This window comes from Pseudomonas sp. 20-5, assembly GCF_056782835.1.
The window spans coordinates 3,508,291-3,524,639 of sequence record NZ_CM165584.1; the positions used below are offsets into that span (position 1 = coordinate 3,508,291).

The window sequence follows — 16,349 nt, forward strand, 5'->3', positions numbered from 1 at the left end:
GCGTGGAGACTCGAAGCGATGTCGAAGAACGCACGTTACGCCTGGCGCCTGTCCCTCGGCGGCCTGCTGCTGGGGCTACTGGCCTGCGCGGTCTACCTGCTGGCCGTCCCGCTGGGCTTCAAGTACGGCGAGATCCAGGTCGGCCATGGCCTGGAACACGAGGGGCGGATCGCCTGGGACGCCGCCGGCGTCCCGCATATCCGCGCGCAGAGCCTGGAGGACGGCTATTTCCTGCTCGGCTACAGCCACGCCAGGGATCGCCTGTGGCAGATGGAGTTCGCCCGCCGCTATGCCGGCGGGACGCTCTCCGAAGTGTTCGGCGCCAAGACCCTGCCGATGGACAGGTTCGCCCGCACCCTGGGCTTCCGGCGCACCGCCGAGGGCATCTACGCCAACCTGGACGCGCCCACGCGCGTCCTGCTGCAACGCTACAGCGACGGGATCAACGCCTACCTGGAGCTGGCCCCGGCGGCGCTGCCGCTGGAATTCAGCCTGGTGCGCCACGAGCGGCCGGGGCCCTGGGGGCCGGTGGACAGCCTGTCCCTGCACCTGCTCTATTCCTGGACCCTGAGCGCCAACCTGGGCATGCAGTTGCAGCGCCTGGCGCTGGCCGAGCACCTGGACCTGGCGCGGATCAACGAGGTGTTCGCCCCCTATCCGGGCGAGCGGCCGCCGGCCACCCGCGACTACGCCAGCCTGTACCGCTCCCTGCACGGCACGCCGGACGCCGGCAAGCTGCTGGGGCAACTGCCCGGTTCCAACGTCGAGGGCATCGGTTCGAACAACTGGGTGGTCTCCGCCAGCCGCAGCGCCACCGGCAAGCCGCTGCTGGCCAACGATCCGCACCTGCGCCTGACCAACCCGGCGGCCTTCTACCTGGCCAGCCTGAAGATCCCCGGCCTGAGCCTCACCGGCGCCAACTTCGCCGGCGCCCCGCTGTTCGTCATCGGCCATAACCAGCGCATCGCCTGGGGCTACACCAATACCGGCTCGCACATCCAGGACGCCTATCTGGAGCGCGTCGATCCCCAGGACCCGCGGCGCTACCTGACCCCGGACGGCTACCGGCCCTTCGAGACGCGCCTGGAACGCATCGCCGTGCGCGACGGCGAGCCGGTCTCGCTGGAGGTCCGCAGCACCCGCCACGGCCCGGTGATCAGCGACATCTACGAACCGGCGCGGCTGCCGCAGGCGCAGCGCGACCGGCTGGTGATCGCCCTCGCCTGGACCGGCCTCGACCGTCACGACAAGACCTTCCCGAGCCTGCTGGCGATCAACCGGGCCGAAGGCTGGGAACAGTTCCTCGACGCCGCCGCCGACTTCGGCGTACCGCCGCAGAACATGGTCTATGCCGACGTCGAGGGCAACATCGGCTACGTCTCCGCCGGTCGCGTACCGCTCCGCGGCGCCGACGACGACCTCCATGGCCTGGCCCCCTCGCCCGGCTGGGAGAGCCGCTACGACTGGGTCGGCTACGTTCCGGAAAGCGCCAAGCCACGCAGCCTCAACCCCCGCGAAGGGTTCATCGCCACGGCGAACCAGCGCATCGTGCCGCCCGACAATGCCTTCGACTTCGGCCACGACTGGGTCCTGCCCTACCGCTACGAACGCATCCGCGAGTGGCTCGGCGGCCCCGGCCAGCGCACCCTGGAAGACAGCCTGGAGTTGCAGAACGACGAGTTCTCCAGCGTGATGGCGAGCCTGTTGCCGAAGATGCTGGAGCAGGTCAGCGACCCCGAACTGCGCGCCAGCGAGGCCTTCGCCCTGCTCCAGGGCTGGAACCACCAGGCCGCCGCCGACCTGGCCGCGCCACTGATCGCCGGCTACTGGGTACGCGCCTTCACCCGCGAGCTGCTGCAACCGAGGATCGGCACGCAGTTGCTGGCCAGCGGCTGGAACCAGCGCAACTACGACGGTTTCCTCCGGCTGATCCTCGACGGCCAGGCCGACCTGCGCTTCTGGTGCGGCCAGGAACAAGGCTGCGACCTCAAGCTGAACCAGTCGTTGCGCCGCGCCCTCGACGAACTGCGTGCCGCCCACGGAAGCGCGCCGAGCGGCTGGAAGTGGGGCGAGGCGCACGCCGCCCTCGCCGAGCACGTGCCCTTCCACAAGACCCCGCTGCGCGCGCTGTTCGACCTGAAGAACAACAAGGGCGGCGACAACTTCAGCGTCAACGTCGGGCGCTTCGACTACAGCGACCCGGCCAACCCGTTCAACACCCGGATCGCCGCGACCCTGCGGATGGTCATCGACCTGGCGGACTTCGACAACTCGCGCTACGCGCTGTCCACCCGCAACTCCGGCCTGCCGTTCGACGGCGCCACCGACCTCAACGAACTCTGGGCCCGCGGCGCGTACATCCGTATCGCCGACGACGCCCCCGACGCGACGGACCGCCAGTTGGTCCTGCGCCCTTCAGCCTCTTCCTCCGGCGAGCCACGACCATGACCAGCGATCCGCAGAAAAACGCCTTCGACCTCGACTACTCCAGCCGCGAACGGCAATTCCCCGAGGGCTTCAAACGCAAGATAGTCGCCGACCTGCAAGAGGGAATGCCGCAGTTCGACGTGCTGCAATACTTCGGCAACCAGCCGGATATCTTCGAGACCTACGACCACCTGGTGCTGGCGACCGACCCGGAGGGCGAACGGATCATCGGCATCCTGGGCGCGAAGGACTTCGTCCGCGGCTCGACACGCTTCCTCTACCTGTGGACGGCGATGGTGGTCGACCGCTACCACCGCACCAGCCTGTTCAAGCGGATCAACCAGTTCTTCCTGCGCCAGGTCAGCGAGCGCAACGGCGGGCTGCCGCCACTGATCGTGGCGAAGACCTACAACCCGGTGGTCTACAACATGTTCCGCGCCCTCAGCGCGCGGATCCCGGGAGCGACGCTGTACCCGGACCTGGAAGCGCCGCGCCAGAGCCCGGACATGGTCGACCTGGCCCTCGACGTTGTCGGCACGCTGTCCGCCAACCTGCGCCTGGATGCGGAAACCGGCCTGATACCCGGCGGGCAACGCAGCGTCGCCCCGGATTTCTTCCCGCGCATGGCGATGTCCAGCCACGCCAGGACCAACGACCACTTCGTCGCCCACGTCGGCAGCAGCGACCAGATCCTCTGCATGGTCCGCCTCGCGCCCGGTGCCGAACCCTACGTGCAGCAGAGGATCATCCGGTGAGCGGACTCGCGCAGCGCTCCGACGACCCGTGGCTGGCGGCGCTGCCGGCCGCGGTGCTCTACGGCGCCTGGGCGGCCTATGCCAACCAGGACGGCGGCCTGGCCGGGATGGGCGTCGCCGCCCTGCTCCAGGGCGCCGCGAGTCTCCTGGCGACGCGCTTCGGCCTGTACCTGTTGCAATGTCTCGGCCGCCGCCACGGCCTTGCGCAACGCCAGGCGCCCCTGCTGGTGGTGCTCCTGCTGACCGCGCCGATGGCCGCGCTGCACTGGCTCTCGGGCACGCCGCATCCATTGGCGAGCGTGGCGCCATCGTTCGTCATCGGCTGGCTCTACTTCGCCCTCTGGGCGCGCCGCCGCCCGGGTCGCCGGCAAGCCAGCGGCGCCTAGCCGGCGCCCCCGCTCGAGCCGTTCCCCGTCGGCGGGATCGGCCCGTATACTCGGAGCCTTCCTATCCGCCCAAGGACGCGCCATCGCCATGCTGGAGATTCTCGGAAAGGCCTCTTCGATCAACGTGCGCAAGGTGCTCTGGACCTGCGCCGAACTGGACCTGCCCTACCGCCGCGAAGACTGGGGCAGCGGCTTCCGCGACACCCACGCGGCGGAGTTCCTCGCCCTCAACCCGAACGCCATGGTGCCGGTGCTGCGCGACGGCGAACTGGTGCTCTGGGAATCCAACAGCATCATCCGCTACCTGGCCAACCGCTATGCCGGCGAACGCCTCTATCCGCAGCAGGCGGCGCCGCGCGCGCGGGTCGACCAGTGGCTGGACTGGCAGGCCTCCGACCTCAACCGCTCGTGGAGCTATGCCTTCATGAGCCTGGTCCGGCAGTCGCCGGCGCACCGCGACGCGGCCCAGGTGGAGGCTTCGTTGCGCGGCTGGACGGGCTTCATGGAAATCCTCGAGGGACAACTGCTACGCACCGGCGCCTATGTCGCCGGCGAGACCTTCAGCCTGGCCGACATCGCCATCGGCCTGTCGGTCAACCGCTGGTACGAGACGCCGTTCGAGCATCCGTCGCTGCCAGCGGTGCGCGCCTATTACGAGCGCCTCGGCGCCCGTCCCGGCTTCCTCGCCCACGGCCGCAACGGCGTACCCTGAGCGAGGCGCGCGATCACTGGCCGAGTGCCTTGTTCAGGCGCTGCGCCAGGGCGGTGGTGTTGGCGCCGGCGGTATCCAGCAGCAGGTAGTCGTAGTCGGACTTGGCCACCGGGGCGATGCGATATTGCAGGACGCCCTCGACCACCTGCTGGCCGGCCGGCACGCTGAGGGTGCCGACACAGGACAGCACGCCGCTGTCGGGATCCTTCTCGAGGATCGCCACGTCGCGCAGCGCGCTGTCCTTGAACTCCGGCGAGCGCTCGGTGATCGCGCCCTGGAGGAAGATCCGCATCAGTTGGTCCTTCACGTCCGGCGAGGCACAGGCCTCGGCCTCCTTCTTCGCGCAGGCGCTCAACAGCAGCGCGGCGCCCAATACAGCGAGCACGGGTAGCTTCATCATCCCCTCGGGGTCGGTTGGTGATGCGCAGTTGGACTGCGCCGCCGGCGAATGATTCCCAGGCCCCGCGCGGCGCCTGCCGCAGCCAGCACTGGCCAGCCGGCGCGTCTGCCAGTAGTCTGTCCGCCGCGCTGGCGACGCCGGCCCCACGCCAACTGGAGCAAGACATGTACCGAGACACCGTGACCCTCACCGTCAGCGCCGAGCAACGCGGCCGCGAAAGCGAGGCCGTGGACAACCCGAACGTCGCCATCGGCCTGGAAAGCGTCGAGCCGGGCGTGCTCAAGCTGCACTTCGAAGGCCAGCTGGACGCCCCGGAGAACGCTACCCACATCTGCTTCAGCCTGACCATCGGCCTCACCTACTACGGCCCGATCCTCGACGGCGCGGCCAGCGAGAACGGCGGCTGGATGACCTTCGAGAGCGACATGCTCGACCCGGCGCAACTGGCCTGATCGACTCTCCTTCGCAGCCATCCACCATGGGGAAGGCTGCGAAGTGGCACTTTGACACCCACCCCCCGGCGGTCTATAGACAGTTGCAGAACAGACACGGAAGTGGTGGTTCAGCATGTCAACGTCTTCGACAGTTCGCCCCACGACGAGCCTTTCCGGGATATCCCAGGCCCGCTTCCAGGGGACCCTGACACACGCCTCCCCAGCCTTTCGCGGGACGACTTCTCCGCCTGCGCTCTCCCATCCCCCATGACAGCACCCGGCCGGCGACACGGGCACCGACAGCGCCAGAGCGTACCGACCGGCCTGCGTAACGGGTAGCGACCGGTCGAGTTCTGGCGCGCCGGAAAAGAATCTCCACGCGGGAATCGTCATGAAAATACTCGCCCTTCTCGCAGCCTGCCTGCTGGCAGGCTGCGCCGCCAACGCCCCGCTGCGCGATGACAGCGAATCGACCTGCGCCGACATGCGGCCTTGCAGCGACAGCTACTACGAACGCCATCCGAACTACGAGATCGGCTTCGTCGAATACAGCGAGCGCGGCAACGACTTCGCGCCTGCCAGAACGCAACGCCTGATCGACCAGCTAAAGCGCTACTCCGCCCGGGGGGACATCGCCATGGTGGTGTTCATTCACGGTTGGAAGCACAACGCGGGACGGGACGACGGCAACGTCGCCAGCTTCAACAAGGCACTCGCCAATCTCGCCTCCTCCGGGGTGCTGGGCAAACGCAGGCTGGTCGGCCTCTATGTTGGCTGGCGGGGCAAGTCGATGCATGGCCTGTATAGCGAGAACCTGACCTACTGGGACAGGAAGGCCGTCGCCGAGGAAGTCGGCCGGGGTGGCGTCGCCGAGTTGCTCGCCCAGTTGGAACGGATCGATCGCAAGGACAGGAACTATCTGGTGATCGTCGGCCACAGCTTCGGCGGCGCAATCACCCTCGGCGCACTTCACGACCCGTTGCTCGAACGCCTGCTGGCTCTCCAGGACGGTCAGCGGATACGCGCCTTCGGCGACGCGGTAATCATGCTGAATCCGGCGATAGAGGCCAATCAGGGCCTGCTGCTCAAGGAGAACAGCCTCAAGGTCGGCGCCCTGGGAACCCAGCCGCCGCCGCTGCTGTACGTCATCAGTTCGCACGGCGACAGCGCCACCCACTTCGCCTTCCCGCTCGGCCAATGGGTCGGCGTCAACCTCACCTGGAGCCAGGTGGACCTGGACAGGACCTACAACGGAACCCGCTATCGCCTCCGGGAAGAAGACCTGGATACCACCGCCCTCGGCAACTACAGCCTGTATCGGACCGCCCTGCTGATCGACCGCGAGTGCCCGCTGCCGGATGGCAGCGACAACTGCGCGCCAAGACCGCCCGAACCACGGGTGATCGACGACACCGATATCGGCAAATGGCGCTTCAGGAGCTTCTGCAGCGCGGACGGCGCCAACGCCGATCCGGCGCTGCCGCGCATGCCCTGCTACAGCAACGAGCCGGTCAACTTCATCTACACCTCGCAGTCCTTCATCGCCGACCACAACGATATCTTCAACGACCAGGTGATCGCCTTCATGGCCACCGCCGTCAGCAAGGCCATCTACGAACGTACGGCTGGCGCCTCCTACTACCGGGAGTGCCACGACCCGGTGCGGAAGAACTTCTCGTTCGGCAAGTGCTTCGACTTCCACTACCTCAAAGCCACGGCCATGCACCGGCGGCTGCAACGGCAACTCTCGGAACCCGGCACCCGCAGCGAACAGGACGTCCTCTATGAAAACCCTCTCTAGCCTGCTCCTGATCGGCTTCGCCGTCGTTCTGCTCGCCCCGCGGATGGCGCCCGCCGCCAGCGCCGCCGAAGACAAGGCCACCTATTGCGGCTCCGGCTTCACCCAGTATCTGGTTCCGGACGACGTCGCGGGCTGCTCGCTCAGCGAGGCCTGCCGCCTGCACGATATCTGCTACGGCCGCTGCGACAAGGACGGCGACCTCTACGGCAGCGCCTACTGCGCGCAAAGCGAAAAGTCCGAAGCCCGCAACATGAGCAAGCAGCAGTGCGACGCCAGGCTGCAGGCCGACATCGCCGCACAGAACGGCAACAGCCGCCTGTGCCGCGCGGTGGGAGGCGTCTACCGGGTATTCGTGAAGCACCTGGGGCAAGGTCCGTTCAATGGCCGGGAGGCACTGGACATCTACCTGAAGGTCATGCAATCGGCGCCCAGCGCAGCCGACGCCGACGCCCGCCTCGAAGCCATCCATCAGCTACAGAAGCAGGGCCTGACCGACGCCAAGGAAATCCGTTACGACGCCGAGCGTATCGTCATCCCACTCAACAGGCCCGTGGAATCGCCGTTGACCAACGGCTCGGACACTCTCGTCCTGCCGCGCAACCTCGACCGGGAACGGCTGCGCCAGCTGGACCAGCGGCTCATCCGCCAATGAGCCTCAGAATAGTGCCATCTGCCGGTCGACCAAAGTGGCGAAATCATCGCCGACGAACGGCAGGATGGCGTCGGCCACCGGCTGCAACTGCTTGCCCACGTAGTGCTCGTAGTCGATGGCCGAACGCCGCGCCTCGAGCGGCTCGGGACCGGCGACGCTGATCACGTAGCTGATCCAGCCGCCGCTCTGGTACTGCCGCGGGCGCCCGCGCTCGAGGTTGTAGTCGTCGGCGATGCGCGCCGCGCGCACATGCGGCGGCACGTTGCGCTGGTAATCGTCGAGGCGCCGGCGCAGGCGCTTGCGGTAGACCAGCAGGTCGTCCAGCTCGCCGGCCAGGGTCCGTCGTACGTAATCGCGCACGTAGTCCTGGTAGGGCTGGCGATTGAAGATGCGCAGGTAGAGTTCCTGCTGGAAGCGCTGGGCCAGCGGCGACCAGTCGGTGCGCACGGTCTCCAGGCCCTTGAAGACCATCTCCTCGCCACCGTCGGCGCGGCGCACCAGGCCGGCGTAGCGTTTCTTGCTGCCCTCCTCGGCGCCGCGCACGGTGGGCATGAGAAAACGCCGGTAATGGGTCTCGAATTGCAGCTCGAGGGCGCTGTCGAGGCCGAATTCTTCTTTCAGGTGCTCGCGCCACCAGTCGTTGACCCGCGCCACCAGCGCCCGGCCGATGGCCGCGGCCTCCTCCTCGGCGCGGGGGCTGCCGAGCCAGACGAAGGTGGAGTCGGTATCGCCATAGATCACCGTATAGCCCTCGGCCTCGATCAGCTCGCGGGTACGGCGCATGATCCGATGCCCGCGCAGGGTGATGGACGAGGCCAGGCGCGGGTCGAAGAAGCGGCAGCCGCTGGAACCCAGCACCCCGTAGAAGGCGTTCATGATGATCTTCAACGCCTGCGAGAGCGGCTGGTTGCGTTCGCGCTTGGCCGCCTCGCGGCCCTCCCAGACCCGTGCGACGATGGCCGGCAGGCAATGCCGGGTACGCGAGAAGCGGGCGCCGCGAAAGCCTTCCACCGAGTGCTCGTCGTCCGGCTGGCGCAGGCCTTCCACCAGGCCGACCGGGTCGATCAGGAAGGTACGGATGATCGACGGATACAGGCTCTTGTAGTCGAGCACCAGCACCGATTCGTAGAGGCCCGGCCGCGAGTCCATGACGAAGCCGCCGGGACTGGCTTCCGGACGCTTCTCGCCGAGGTTCGGGGCGACGAAGCCGGCGCGGTGCATCAACGGCATGTACAGGTGGGTGAAGGCCGCCACCGAGCCGCCGCTGCGGTCCGCCGGCAGGCCGGTGACGGTGGCCCGTTCGAGGAGGAAGTCGAGCAGTTCGGTACGGGCGAAGATCCGCGTCACCAATTCGCAGTCCTTCAGGTTGTAGTGCGCGAGGGCCGGCTTGTCCTCGGCGAACATGCGATCGATCTCGTCCATCCGCTGGTACGGATTGTCGATCGCCTTGCCTTCGCCGAGCAGGGTCCGGGCGACGTTCTCCAGGCTGAACGAGGGGAAGCTCCAGGTCGCCGAGCGCAGCGCCTCGATGCCATCGATGATCAGGCGGCCGGCCGCCGCGGCGAAAAAGTGGTTGTTGCGGCTGCCGTGCTCGCGCCAGCCCATTTCGTCGCCGCCACGCCCCAGGCGCAGCGGCACCTTCAGGCGCTGGGCATGCTCATGCAGGACGCGCAGGTCGAACTGCACCAGGTTCCAGCCGATGATGGCGTCGGGGTCGTGCTCGGCCAGCCACTGGTTGAGACGTTCCAGCAGCCCGGCACGGCTGTCGCAATAGTCGAGGCGGAAATCCACGGCCGCGGCATCGCCGTTGGCCGGGCCGAGCATGTATACCTGGCGCTGGCCGCAGCCTTCCAGGGCGATGGAGTAGAGATCGCCGCGGGCGTTGGTCTCGATGTCCAGCGACACCAGGCGCAGGCGCGGGCGATAGTCCGGAGCCGGCTTCAGGCGCCGGGCGAGCAGGCTGCCGTCAGCCTCGACACTCGCCTCCAGGCTGACCGGCGCGGTGATGAAGCGCTCCATCAGGTAGCGCTCCGGCGGCCGGATATCGGCCTCGAACACCTCGACGCCGGCCTGGCGCAAGCGTTTCTCCAGATTCATCAGTTGGCGATGCTGCTGGCAGTACAGGCCGAGCACCGGCCGCTGCTGGAAGTCGCGCAGCGCCAGCGGCCGCAGCTCGGCGCCAGTCTCCCCGGCGAGCAGGGACTCGACGCGCCCGCGCTGCTCGGCGAGGACGAACGCCACCGACGGCTGCGGCGGCAGCCGCACCTGCCGCGGGCCCTGCTCGGTCGCCAGCCAGAACGCGACTTCCGTGCCGGCCGGCGTATCGCGCCAGTGCCGGGTCAGGACGAACCCTTGCAGTAACTCCACCATCGACCCCGAATCTCTCGCATCCGCCGATTCTACCCGGCCTGCCTTGGGAACGCCGGCATCTTCGGTCAGCCGGCAGCAGCCAGGCGCTTGTAGAAATAGGTGGTGGGACAGGGCGTGCCGTCCGGCATCAGGGCGTAGTCCGGGATTTCCCCGACCCGTGTCCAGCCGGTCTTCAGGTACAGCCGTTCGGCGGCGCTGCCGCTGACCGTATCCAGCACCAGCAGGGACTTGCCGCAGGCCCGGGCGAGCCGGTCCAGCTCGCCCATCAGCGCCTCGCCGATGCCGCGCCGACGCGCACGCCGGTGCACCAGCATCTTCGCCACGTCGGCGCGGTGCGGCTGGTTCGGCGGTTGGTCGAGGAGCAGTTGCACGGTACCGACGATCCGCCCCTCCGCTTCCGCCACCAGCAGCAGGCGTTCATCGCCCGCCACGCTCTCGCCGACGCCGCGCCAGAAAGCCAGCGCCCGCTCCCGCGGCAACGGCCACATGAAGCTGACCGAAGCCCCGCCTTCCACGCAGTCCAGCAGTACCTCGGCCAGTTCGTCCAGGCGCGCCAGGATCTCCTCGCCAGCCAGGCGGCGAATCGTCGGTTCGGTCATCGCGGGCAAGCTCCAATGCAAGGTCGAATTTCCAATATATTGGACAGTGACTATCATGGACGAGAAAAATCCGCCAGGGCCACTCATGGATATCGACGAACTGATTGCCCGACGCCTAGCCGCCCTGCGCAAGGAGCGCGAGCTGACCCTCGCCCAACTGGCCGAACGCTGCGCGGTGAGCAAGGCGATGATCTCGCGCATCGAGCGCAACCAAAGCAGCCCCACCGCCAGCGTCCTCGGCCGTCTCGCCGGCGGCCTGGGGGTCGCCCTCTCCGAGCTGCTCGGCGACGCGCAGGCGCCGGCCGAACCGCTCTGCCGGCGCGCGCAGCAGGAAGTGTGGGAAGACCCGGCCAGCGGCTACCGCCGCCGCCAGGTCGGCGCTCTCGATCCGCGCAGCGGCTGCGAGATGGTGGAAGTGGAGATCCCGGCGAACGCCCGCCTCGACTATCCCCGCTGGGGCGGCCGGCCCTACCGGCAGCGCCTGTGGCTGGTCGAGGGTGCGCTGCGGGTGGATTACGGCGAGCAGTCGTTCCACCTGCAACGCGGCGACCGCCTGGACTTCGGCGTCGACCGCGCGGTGACCTTCGCCACCGCCGGGCAAGCCTGCCGCTACCTGCTGGTGATCCTCCACGACTAGTCGTGCGGCTTTTTCCGCCGGCGCTCCGGCGACCAGTCGAGGGCGCCGACCCGGTGCAGGTAGAACAGTCCGACCAGCAGCAGGGAGACGAACAGCGTCGCCTCGACGAAACCCGCCCAGCCATTCTCCCGCAGCGACACCGCCCAGAGGTAGAGGAACGGCATCTCGATGCCGAAGATCACGAACAGCATGGCGACCAACGCGTACTTGACCGAGAAGCGCAAGCGCGACGAGCCGGTGGAATCCACCCCCGACTCGAACGGCAGGTTCTTCGCCCGGCCATGCGATCGGCCGCCCAGCACCCGGCCCAACCCCAGCATGAGCAGGCAAAGGGCGAGCGCGCCGAAGAGGTAGGCGAGCAAGGCCCAGGTCGCGGGAGCGAAGGATGCGTACATGATGGTCGCCCCTCAGCCCTGACGGGTCGCCAGCTTGAGAATGACGATGCCGGCCACGATCAGCCCCACCGCCAGCAGCCGCAACGGGCTCGGGCTTTCGCCGAAGAGCAGGATGCCCAGGGCGAAGGCGCCGACCGCACCGATGCCGACCCAGATGGTGTAGGCCGTGCCGAGGGGCAGGGTTTTCATGGAAACGGCCAGCAGGCCGAAGCTGAGGATCATGAACAGCAGGGTGACCAGGCTTGGCCACAGGCGGGTGAAGCCGGCCGACTCCTTCATGGCCGTGGCCCAGACGATTTCGAAGACACCGGCGAGCAAGAGATAGATCCACGCCATTTTCAGCCTCTCTGCAGGGTCGTCCCCGCGCAATGAAAGAGGGAAAACGGGTCGTCCCGCTTCCGGCTGAAAGTGCGTGCCGCCCGGGCGGGCGTCAGTCACCGACGGCAGCGATCCTAGCGCGTTGCCGATGGCGGGTGAACGCCTGCGCCGACGGAGTTGTTTCGCCGCGTTTCCGCGCCGTGCCCGCCGGGACGCTCGGCAGGATTGATCTAGACTTTCGCAGGATCGTGCAAGGCGTCCGTTTCGTCCTTCGCGCACACTTCGCCCGATGCATCCCTGCCTGATAAGAGATAACGCCCTGCCCGGGCCTTTCCGTGGAGAATCAGCATGCCCACCTCGCTCGTCCTGAACGGCAAGAACGTCACCCTCGACGTCGATCCCAACATGCCCCTGCTCTGGGCCATCCGGGAAAGCGCCGGCCTGCACGGCACCAAGTTCGGCTGCGGCATGGCCCAGTGCGGTGCCTGCACCGTGCAGCTGGACGGCACCGCGGTACGTTCCTGCGTGCTGCCGGTCTCCGCGGTCGCCGGCAAGCGCGTCACCACCATCGAGGGTATCCAGAGCAAGCCCGGCAAGGCCGTGCAGGACGCCTGGGTCAAGCTCCAGGTACCGCAGTGCGGCTACTGCCAGTCCGGCCAGATCATGTCCGCCACCGCGCTGCTGGAGCAGAACGCCAGCCCCAGCGACGCCGACATCGATGCCGCGATGAACGGCAACATCTGCCGCTGCGCCGCCTATGTGCGGATCCGCGCCGCCATCCACGAAGCCGCCGACACCCTGAAGGCCTGACGCCATGAACAGCAAGATCGATCTGAGCAACGCCCTGCCCGGCTCGCGCCGCGGCTTCCTCAAAGGCGCCGCGGTGGTCGGCCTGACCATCGGCTTCCAGTGGAGCGGAGCCCGGCGTGCCCTCGCCGCGGCCCTGCCGGACGCCGGCTTCGCGCCCAACGCCTTCCTGCGGATCGCCCCGGACGACAGTGTCACGGTGATCGCCAAGCACGTGGAGATGGGCCAGGGCGCCTATACCGGTATCGCCACCATCGTCGCCGAGGAACTCGACGCGGACTGGAGCAAGGTCCGCGTGGAAAGCGCGCCCGCCGACGCCAAGCGCTACGCCAACCTGGCCTTCGGCACCATGCAGGGCACCGGCGGCAGTTCGGCGATGGCCAACTCCTGGATGCAATTGCGCGAGGCCGGGGCCAAGGCGCGCGCGATGCTGGTCGAGGCCGCCGCCCGCCAGTGGCGAGTGCCGGCCACCGAACTGCGCACCCGCGACGGCTTCGTCGAACATCCGGCCAGCCAGCGCAAGGCCAGCTACGGTTCGCTGGCCGCTGCGGCGGCGGAACTGCCGGTGCCGGAAAAAGTGCAATTGAAGGATCCCAAGGACTTCCGCCTGATCGGTCACCAGGCGCCGCGCGTCGACGTTCCCGGCAAGACCGACGGCAGTGCGCAATTCACCCTCGACGTCAGCCTGCCCGGCATGCTGGTCGCCCTGCTCCAGCGCCCGCCGCTGTTCGGCGCCACGGTGAAATCGTTCGACGCCACGGCGACCAGGGCGATTCCGGGGGTGGTCGAGGTGGTCCAGGTGCCGCACGGCGTGGCGGTGGTCGCCAAGGGCTTCTGGGCGGCGAAGCAAGGCCGCGACGCGCTCAAGGTCGAGTGGGACGAGAGCAAGGCCGAGAAGCGTGGTTCCGAGGCGCTGATGGCGGAGTACCGCAAGCTCGCCGAGCAACCCGGCAAGCCCGCGCGCAGGGACGGCGACGCCGCCAAGGCGGTGGCCGGGGCGACCCGCAGGATCGCCGCCAGCTACGAGTTCCCGTTCCTCGCCCATGCGCCGATGGAGCCGCTGGACGCGGTGGTCAGGCTGACCGCCGACAGCTGCGAGATCTGGGCCGGCGACCAGTTCCAGACCGTCGACCAGGGCAACGCGGCGCGCACCGCCGGGCTGAAGCCGGAGCAGGTGAAGATCAATACGCTCTACGCCGGCGGCAGCTTCGGCCGGCGCGCCAACGCCTGGTCGGACTATATCGTCGAGGCGGTATCGATCGCCAAGGCGCTGGGCGCCAACGGCGTGCCGGTGAAGCTGCAATGGACCCGCGAGGACGACATCCACGGCGGTTTCTACCGGCCGATGTACTACCACCGGCTCGAAGCCGGGCTCGACGCCGACGGCAAGCTGGTCGGCTGGCAACATCGCATCGTCGGCCAGTCGATCCTGGAAGGCACGCCGTTCGCCGCGGTGATGGTCAAGGACGACATCGACGCCACCTCGGTGGAAGGCGCCGCCAACCTGCCCTATGCGGTGCCCAATGTCTCGGTCGAGCTGAGCACCACCCAGGTCGGCGTGCCGGTCCTGTGGTGGCGGGTGGTCGGCAGCTCGCACACGGTCTACGCGGTGGAGGCGTTCATCGACGAGGCGGCGCAGGCCGCCGGCAAGGACCCCTACCTGTTCCGCCGCGACCTGCTGGCAGAGCAGCCGCGCCTGCGCGGCGTGCTCGAACTGGCTGCGGAAAAGGCCGGCTGGGACCCGTCCAGGCCGCTGCCCGCCGGGCGCGGGCGCGGGATCGCGGTGACCGAGGCATTCAAGACGTTCGTCGCCCAGGTGGTCGAGGTCTCGGTGGACAAGGACGGCAAGCTGAAGGTCGAGCGGGTGGTCTGTGCGGTGGACTGTGGCATCCCGATCAACCCGGACGTGATCGCCGCGCAGATGGAGGGCGGCATCGGCTTCGGCCTCGGCGCGATCCTGCACAGCGCGATCACCCTGAAGGACGGCAAGGTCGAGCAGAACAACTTCGACGGCTACCAGGTGCTGCGGATCGCCGAGATGCCCAAGGTCGAAGTGCACATCGTGCCCTCCGGCGAAGCGCCCACCGGGGTCGGCGAACCCGGTGTGGCGCCCATCGGCCCGGCGCTGGCCAATGCGATCTTCGCCGCCACCGGGCAACGCCTGTACAACCTGCCCTTCCCCACCTCCTTCGCCAAGGCCTGAGCGAGACGCCCGCCGGCAGCTCCACGGCTGCCGGCGCGGCGCGGGCGGCCCTCCGAGGATCGCCGCCGACCATACGGGTCCCCCCGGTGTCGCGCCGATTTGCCTCCGCCCGGCGTCGGGCGCAGACTTCAGCGTCCATTCGCCCGCGTAGCCAAGCATGACCGAGCCTCTCCCTTCTTCGTCCCTGGGCCCCGCCCTGCGTCGCTGGCGCCTGCTGCACCGGGTCAAGCAAACGCATGCCGCCGAATTGCTCGGCGTGGCGCAATCGACCATCTCGCGCTGGGAGTCCGGTACCCAGGCGCTGCTGGTGGAGGAACGGGCACGCCTGGAGCGTCTGCTCGGCGCCCGCCTGGAAGCCGCCGCCGACCAGGCACTGGCCCGCCTGGTCGAGGCCAACCCGCAACCCGTGCACCTGATCTGCGACCTCACCCATCGCCTGTTGGCCTGTTCGCCGGCACGCGCCGCGCAATTCGGCGTGCCTCTCGGCGAACTGCTCGACCGTTCGCTGTGGCCCTATTGCAGCGAGGAAATCCTCCGCCAGGAAGCCACCCTCGAGGAACTCGGCTGGCGCGAACTGCTGGCACCGCCGGCGCTGGAGTTCGCCAGCGGAGCGAACGCCTCGGCCATCGTGCCGATCCGGCGCAGCCGTTGCCGCTGGACCCGCATGACCCTCTCGGACGGACGCGCGGTGCGCCTGGTGGAAACCCTCTGAACGTCGCCGCGGATATTTTATCCATGGACCTTCAGCACCGCCGCGCCTAGGCTTGCAGGCTCGTTTCACCGGTAGCGGAGCCCGCGCCATGTCCCTCGAACTGCTGAGCAACCGCCTCGAATTCCTCCGCGAAGCCGAACGCCTGAAAGACGTCCTGCGCTCCGCGCACACCTCCTCCGGCCGCCCGGAAAGCACCGCCGAACATAGCTGGCGGCTGTGCCTGATGGCACTGGCCTTCGAGGACCAACTGGCCGGCCTGGACCTCGGCAAGGTCCTGCGCATGTGCGTGGTCCACGACCTCGGCGAAGCGATCCACGGCGACATCCCCGCCGTCGAGCAGGCCGCGCACCCGGACAAAGGCGAACAGGAACGCGCCGACCTGTTGCAACTGACCCGTCACCTCGACGCGCCGCTGCGCGACCGCCTGCTCGCCCTGTGGGACGAATACGAGCGCGGCGAGTCCGCCGAAGCCCTGGCAGTGAAGGCCCTGGACAAGCTGGAAACCCTGCTCCAGCACACCCAGGGCGACAATCCGGCGGACTTCGACTATGCCTTCAACCTCGACTACGGCCGTCGCTATACCGACCGCGCACCGCTGTTCAAGACCCTGCGCGAGCTACTCGACGCCAGGACCCGACAGTGCCTCGCAGCTCGGCGCGACGCCTAGCGTGCGCCCGCCCGGGCAGCGTTACCAGCGCCACCGCCTACGTAGCTCGCCATGGCTACAGGGAAGCGGCTGGC

Annotated in this window: 17 protein-coding genes; 12 read left to right on the plus strand and 5 right to left on the minus strand. The window is 68.3% G+C overall.

Going from position 1 to position 16,349, the window contains the following annotated elements; all coding sequences use genetic code 11:
- Positions 1–18: 18 nt before the first annotated feature.
- From AC1RB9_RS16050 to AC1RB9_RS16065, 4 genes are all read left to right on the plus strand, one after another.
- Positions 19–2,448, plus strand: coding sequence for a penicillin acylase family protein (locus AC1RB9_RS16050; RefSeq protein ID WP_003450166.1), 2,430 nt, complete (start codon positions 19–21; stop codon positions 2,446–2,448).
- Positions 2,445–3,182, plus strand: coding sequence for a hypothetical protein (locus tag AC1RB9_RS16055; RefSeq protein ID WP_003088145.1), 738 nt, complete (start codon positions 2,445–2,447; stop codon positions 3,180–3,182). The genes AC1RB9_RS16050 and AC1RB9_RS16055 overlap by 4 nt, the downstream gene beginning before the upstream one ends.
- Positions 3,179–3,568, plus strand: a complete 390-nt coding sequence (locus AC1RB9_RS16060) for a hypothetical protein (RefSeq protein WP_003088144.1) — start codon at positions 3,179–3,181, stop codon at positions 3,566–3,568. Before AC1RB9_RS16055 ends, AC1RB9_RS16060 begins: the two co-directional genes overlap by 4 nt.
- Positions 3,569–3,656: 88 nt before the next feature.
- Complete coding sequence (locus AC1RB9_RS16065) at positions 3,657–4,280, plus strand: glutathione S-transferase family protein (protein ID WP_003088140.1); 624 nt, start codon at positions 3,657–3,659, stop codon at positions 4,278–4,280.
- A 13-nt stretch (positions 4,281–4,293) separates the two neighbouring features.
- Here the strand turns inward: AC1RB9_RS16065 and AC1RB9_RS16070 are convergent, their stop codons facing one another.
- The gene (locus AC1RB9_RS16070) at positions 4,294–4,680 is read right to left on the minus strand and encodes a hypothetical protein (protein ID WP_003115740.1); all 387 of its coding nucleotides are present in this window, start codon (positions 4,678–4,680) and stop codon (positions 4,294–4,296) included.
- A 164-nt stretch (positions 4,681–4,844) separates the two neighbouring features.
- Between AC1RB9_RS16070 and AC1RB9_RS16075 the strand changes: the two genes are divergently transcribed.
- The 3 genes from AC1RB9_RS16075 to AC1RB9_RS16085 all read left to right on the plus strand — a co-directional run bounded on the left by AC1RB9_RS16075 (position 4,845) and on the right by AC1RB9_RS16085 (position 7,567).
- Entirely contained in the window at positions 4,845–5,132 is a 288-nt protein-coding gene (locus AC1RB9_RS16075; protein WP_003088136.1) for a hypothetical protein, read from the plus strand.
- A 373-nt stretch (positions 5,133–5,505) separates the two neighbouring features.
- Positions 5,506–6,915, plus strand: a complete 1,410-nt coding sequence (locus AC1RB9_RS16080; RefSeq protein ID WP_003450162.1) for an alpha/beta fold hydrolase — start codon at positions 5,506–5,508, stop codon at positions 6,913–6,915.
- Positions 6,899–7,567, plus strand: a complete 669-nt coding sequence (locus AC1RB9_RS16085; protein ID WP_003102715.1) for a hypothetical protein — start codon at positions 6,899–6,901, stop codon at positions 7,565–7,567. The genes AC1RB9_RS16080 and AC1RB9_RS16085 overlap by 17 nt, the downstream gene beginning before the upstream one ends.
- 3 nt (positions 7,568–7,570) lie before the next feature.
- On the opposite strand, the gene AC1RB9_RS16090 is transcribed toward AC1RB9_RS16085, so the two are convergent.
- Both AC1RB9_RS16090 and AC1RB9_RS16095 read right to left on the minus strand, forming a co-directional pair.
- Positions 7,571–9,934: a DNA polymerase II gene (locus AC1RB9_RS16090; RefSeq protein ID WP_003122806.1), complete on the minus strand. Its 2,364-nt coding sequence runs from the start codon at positions 9,932–9,934 to the stop codon at positions 7,571–7,573.
- A gap of 68 nt (positions 9,935–10,002) precedes the next feature.
- Positions 10,003–10,536, minus strand: coding sequence for a GNAT family N-acetyltransferase (locus AC1RB9_RS16095; RefSeq protein WP_003102722.1), 534 nt, complete (start codon positions 10,534–10,536; stop codon positions 10,003–10,005).
- An 85-nt stretch (positions 10,537–10,621) separates the two neighbouring features.
- On the opposite strand from AC1RB9_RS16095, the gene AC1RB9_RS16100 reads away from it, so the two are divergent.
- A complete protein-coding gene (locus AC1RB9_RS16100; RefSeq protein WP_003450159.1) occupies positions 10,622–11,173 on the plus strand; it encodes a helix-turn-helix domain-containing protein in 552 nt (183 codons plus the stop codon).
- On the opposite strand, the gene ndhC is transcribed toward AC1RB9_RS16100, so the two are convergent.
- Together ndhC and AC1RB9_RS16110 are read right to left on the minus strand one after the other, a co-directional pair.
- On the minus strand, positions 11,170–11,568 hold the full coding sequence (gene ndhC, locus AC1RB9_RS16105) for an NADH-quinone oxidoreductase subunit A (RefSeq protein ID WP_003088123.1): 399 nt from the start codon (positions 11,566–11,568) through the stop codon (positions 11,170–11,172). The two genes, AC1RB9_RS16100 and ndhC, sit on opposite strands and share 4 nt — an antisense overlap.
- A gap of 12 nt (positions 11,569–11,580) precedes the next feature.
- A complete protein-coding gene (locus AC1RB9_RS16110) occupies positions 11,581–11,904 on the minus strand; it encodes a DMT family transporter (RefSeq protein WP_003102734.1) in 324 nt (107 codons plus the stop codon).
- Positions 11,905–12,234: 330 nt separating this feature from the next.
- On the opposite strand from AC1RB9_RS16110, the gene AC1RB9_RS16115 reads away from it, so the two are divergent.
- The 4 genes from AC1RB9_RS16115 (at position 12,235) to AC1RB9_RS16130 (ending at position 16,275) form a co-directional block, all read left to right on the plus strand.
- Positions 12,235–12,696, plus strand: coding sequence for a (2Fe-2S)-binding protein (locus tag AC1RB9_RS16115; RefSeq protein WP_003102736.1), 462 nt, complete (start codon positions 12,235–12,237; stop codon positions 12,694–12,696).
- 4 nt (positions 12,697–12,700) lie between these two features.
- Positions 12,701–14,896: a xanthine dehydrogenase family protein molybdopterin-binding subunit gene (locus AC1RB9_RS16120; protein WP_003450155.1), complete on the plus strand. Its 2,196-nt coding sequence runs from the start codon at positions 12,701–12,703 to the stop codon at positions 14,894–14,896.
- Between the two features lie 157 nt (positions 14,897–15,053).
- Complete coding sequence (locus AC1RB9_RS16125) at positions 15,054–15,608, plus strand: helix-turn-helix domain-containing protein (protein ID WP_003088112.1); 555 nt, start codon at positions 15,054–15,056, stop codon at positions 15,606–15,608.
- A gap of 88 nt (positions 15,609–15,696) precedes the next feature.
- Positions 15,697–16,275, plus strand: a complete 579-nt coding sequence (locus tag AC1RB9_RS16130; RefSeq protein ID WP_003160088.1) for an HD domain-containing protein — start codon at positions 15,697–15,699, stop codon at positions 16,273–16,275.
- The last annotated feature ends 74 nt before the right edge of the window (positions 16,276–16,349 follow it).

Excerpts from the sequence above, each read along its gene's own strand:
- AC1RB9_RS16050 (WP_003450166.1), top strand. The coding sequence starts at position 19 with ATGTCGAAGAACGCACGTTACGCCTGGCGCCTGTCCCTCGGCGGCCTG.
- AC1RB9_RS16055 (WP_003088145.1), top strand. The coding sequence starts at position 2,445 with ATGACCAGCGATCCGCAGAAAAACGCCTTCGACCTCGACTACTCCAGC.
- AC1RB9_RS16065 (WP_003088140.1), top strand. The coding sequence starts at position 3,657 with ATGCTGGAGATTCTCGGAAAGGCCTCTTCGATCAACGTGCGCAAGGTG.
- AC1RB9_RS16070 (WP_003115740.1), bottom strand. The coding sequence starts at position 4,680 with ATGATGAAGCTACCCGTGCTCGCTGTATTGGGCGCCGCGCTGCTGTTG.
- AC1RB9_RS16075 (WP_003088136.1), top strand. The coding sequence starts at position 4,845 with ATGTACCGAGACACCGTGACCCTCACCGTCAGCGCCGAGCAACGCGGC.
- AC1RB9_RS16080 (WP_003450162.1), top strand. The coding sequence starts at position 5,506 with ATGAAAATACTCGCCCTTCTCGCAGCCTGCCTGCTGGCAGGCTGCGCC.
- AC1RB9_RS16085 (WP_003102715.1), top strand. The coding sequence starts at position 6,899 with ATGAAAACCCTCTCTAGCCTGCTCCTGATCGGCTTCGCCGTCGTTCTG.
- AC1RB9_RS16095 (WP_003102722.1), bottom strand. The coding sequence starts at position 10,536 with ATGACCGAACCGACGATTCGCCGCCTGGCTGGCGAGGAGATCCTGGCG.
- AC1RB9_RS16100 (WP_003450159.1), top strand. The coding sequence starts at position 10,622 with ATGGATATCGACGAACTGATTGCCCGACGCCTAGCCGCCCTGCGCAAG.
- ndhC (WP_003088123.1), bottom strand. The coding sequence starts at position 11,568 with ATGTACGCATCCTTCGCTCCCGCGACCTGGGCCTTGCTCGCCTACCTC.
- AC1RB9_RS16110 (WP_003102734.1), bottom strand. The coding sequence starts at position 11,904 with ATGGCGTGGATCTATCTCTTGCTCGCCGGTGTCTTCGAAATCGTCTGG.
- AC1RB9_RS16115 (WP_003102736.1), top strand. The coding sequence starts at position 12,235 with ATGCCCACCTCGCTCGTCCTGAACGGCAAGAACGTCACCCTCGACGTC.
- AC1RB9_RS16120 (WP_003450155.1), top strand. The coding sequence starts at position 12,701 with ATGAACAGCAAGATCGATCTGAGCAACGCCCTGCCCGGCTCGCGCCGC.
- AC1RB9_RS16125 (WP_003088112.1), top strand. The coding sequence starts at position 15,054 with ATGACCGAGCCTCTCCCTTCTTCGTCCCTGGGCCCCGCCCTGCGTCGC.
- AC1RB9_RS16130 (WP_003160088.1), top strand. The coding sequence starts at position 15,697 with ATGTCCCTCGAACTGCTGAGCAACCGCCTCGAATTCCTCCGCGAAGCC.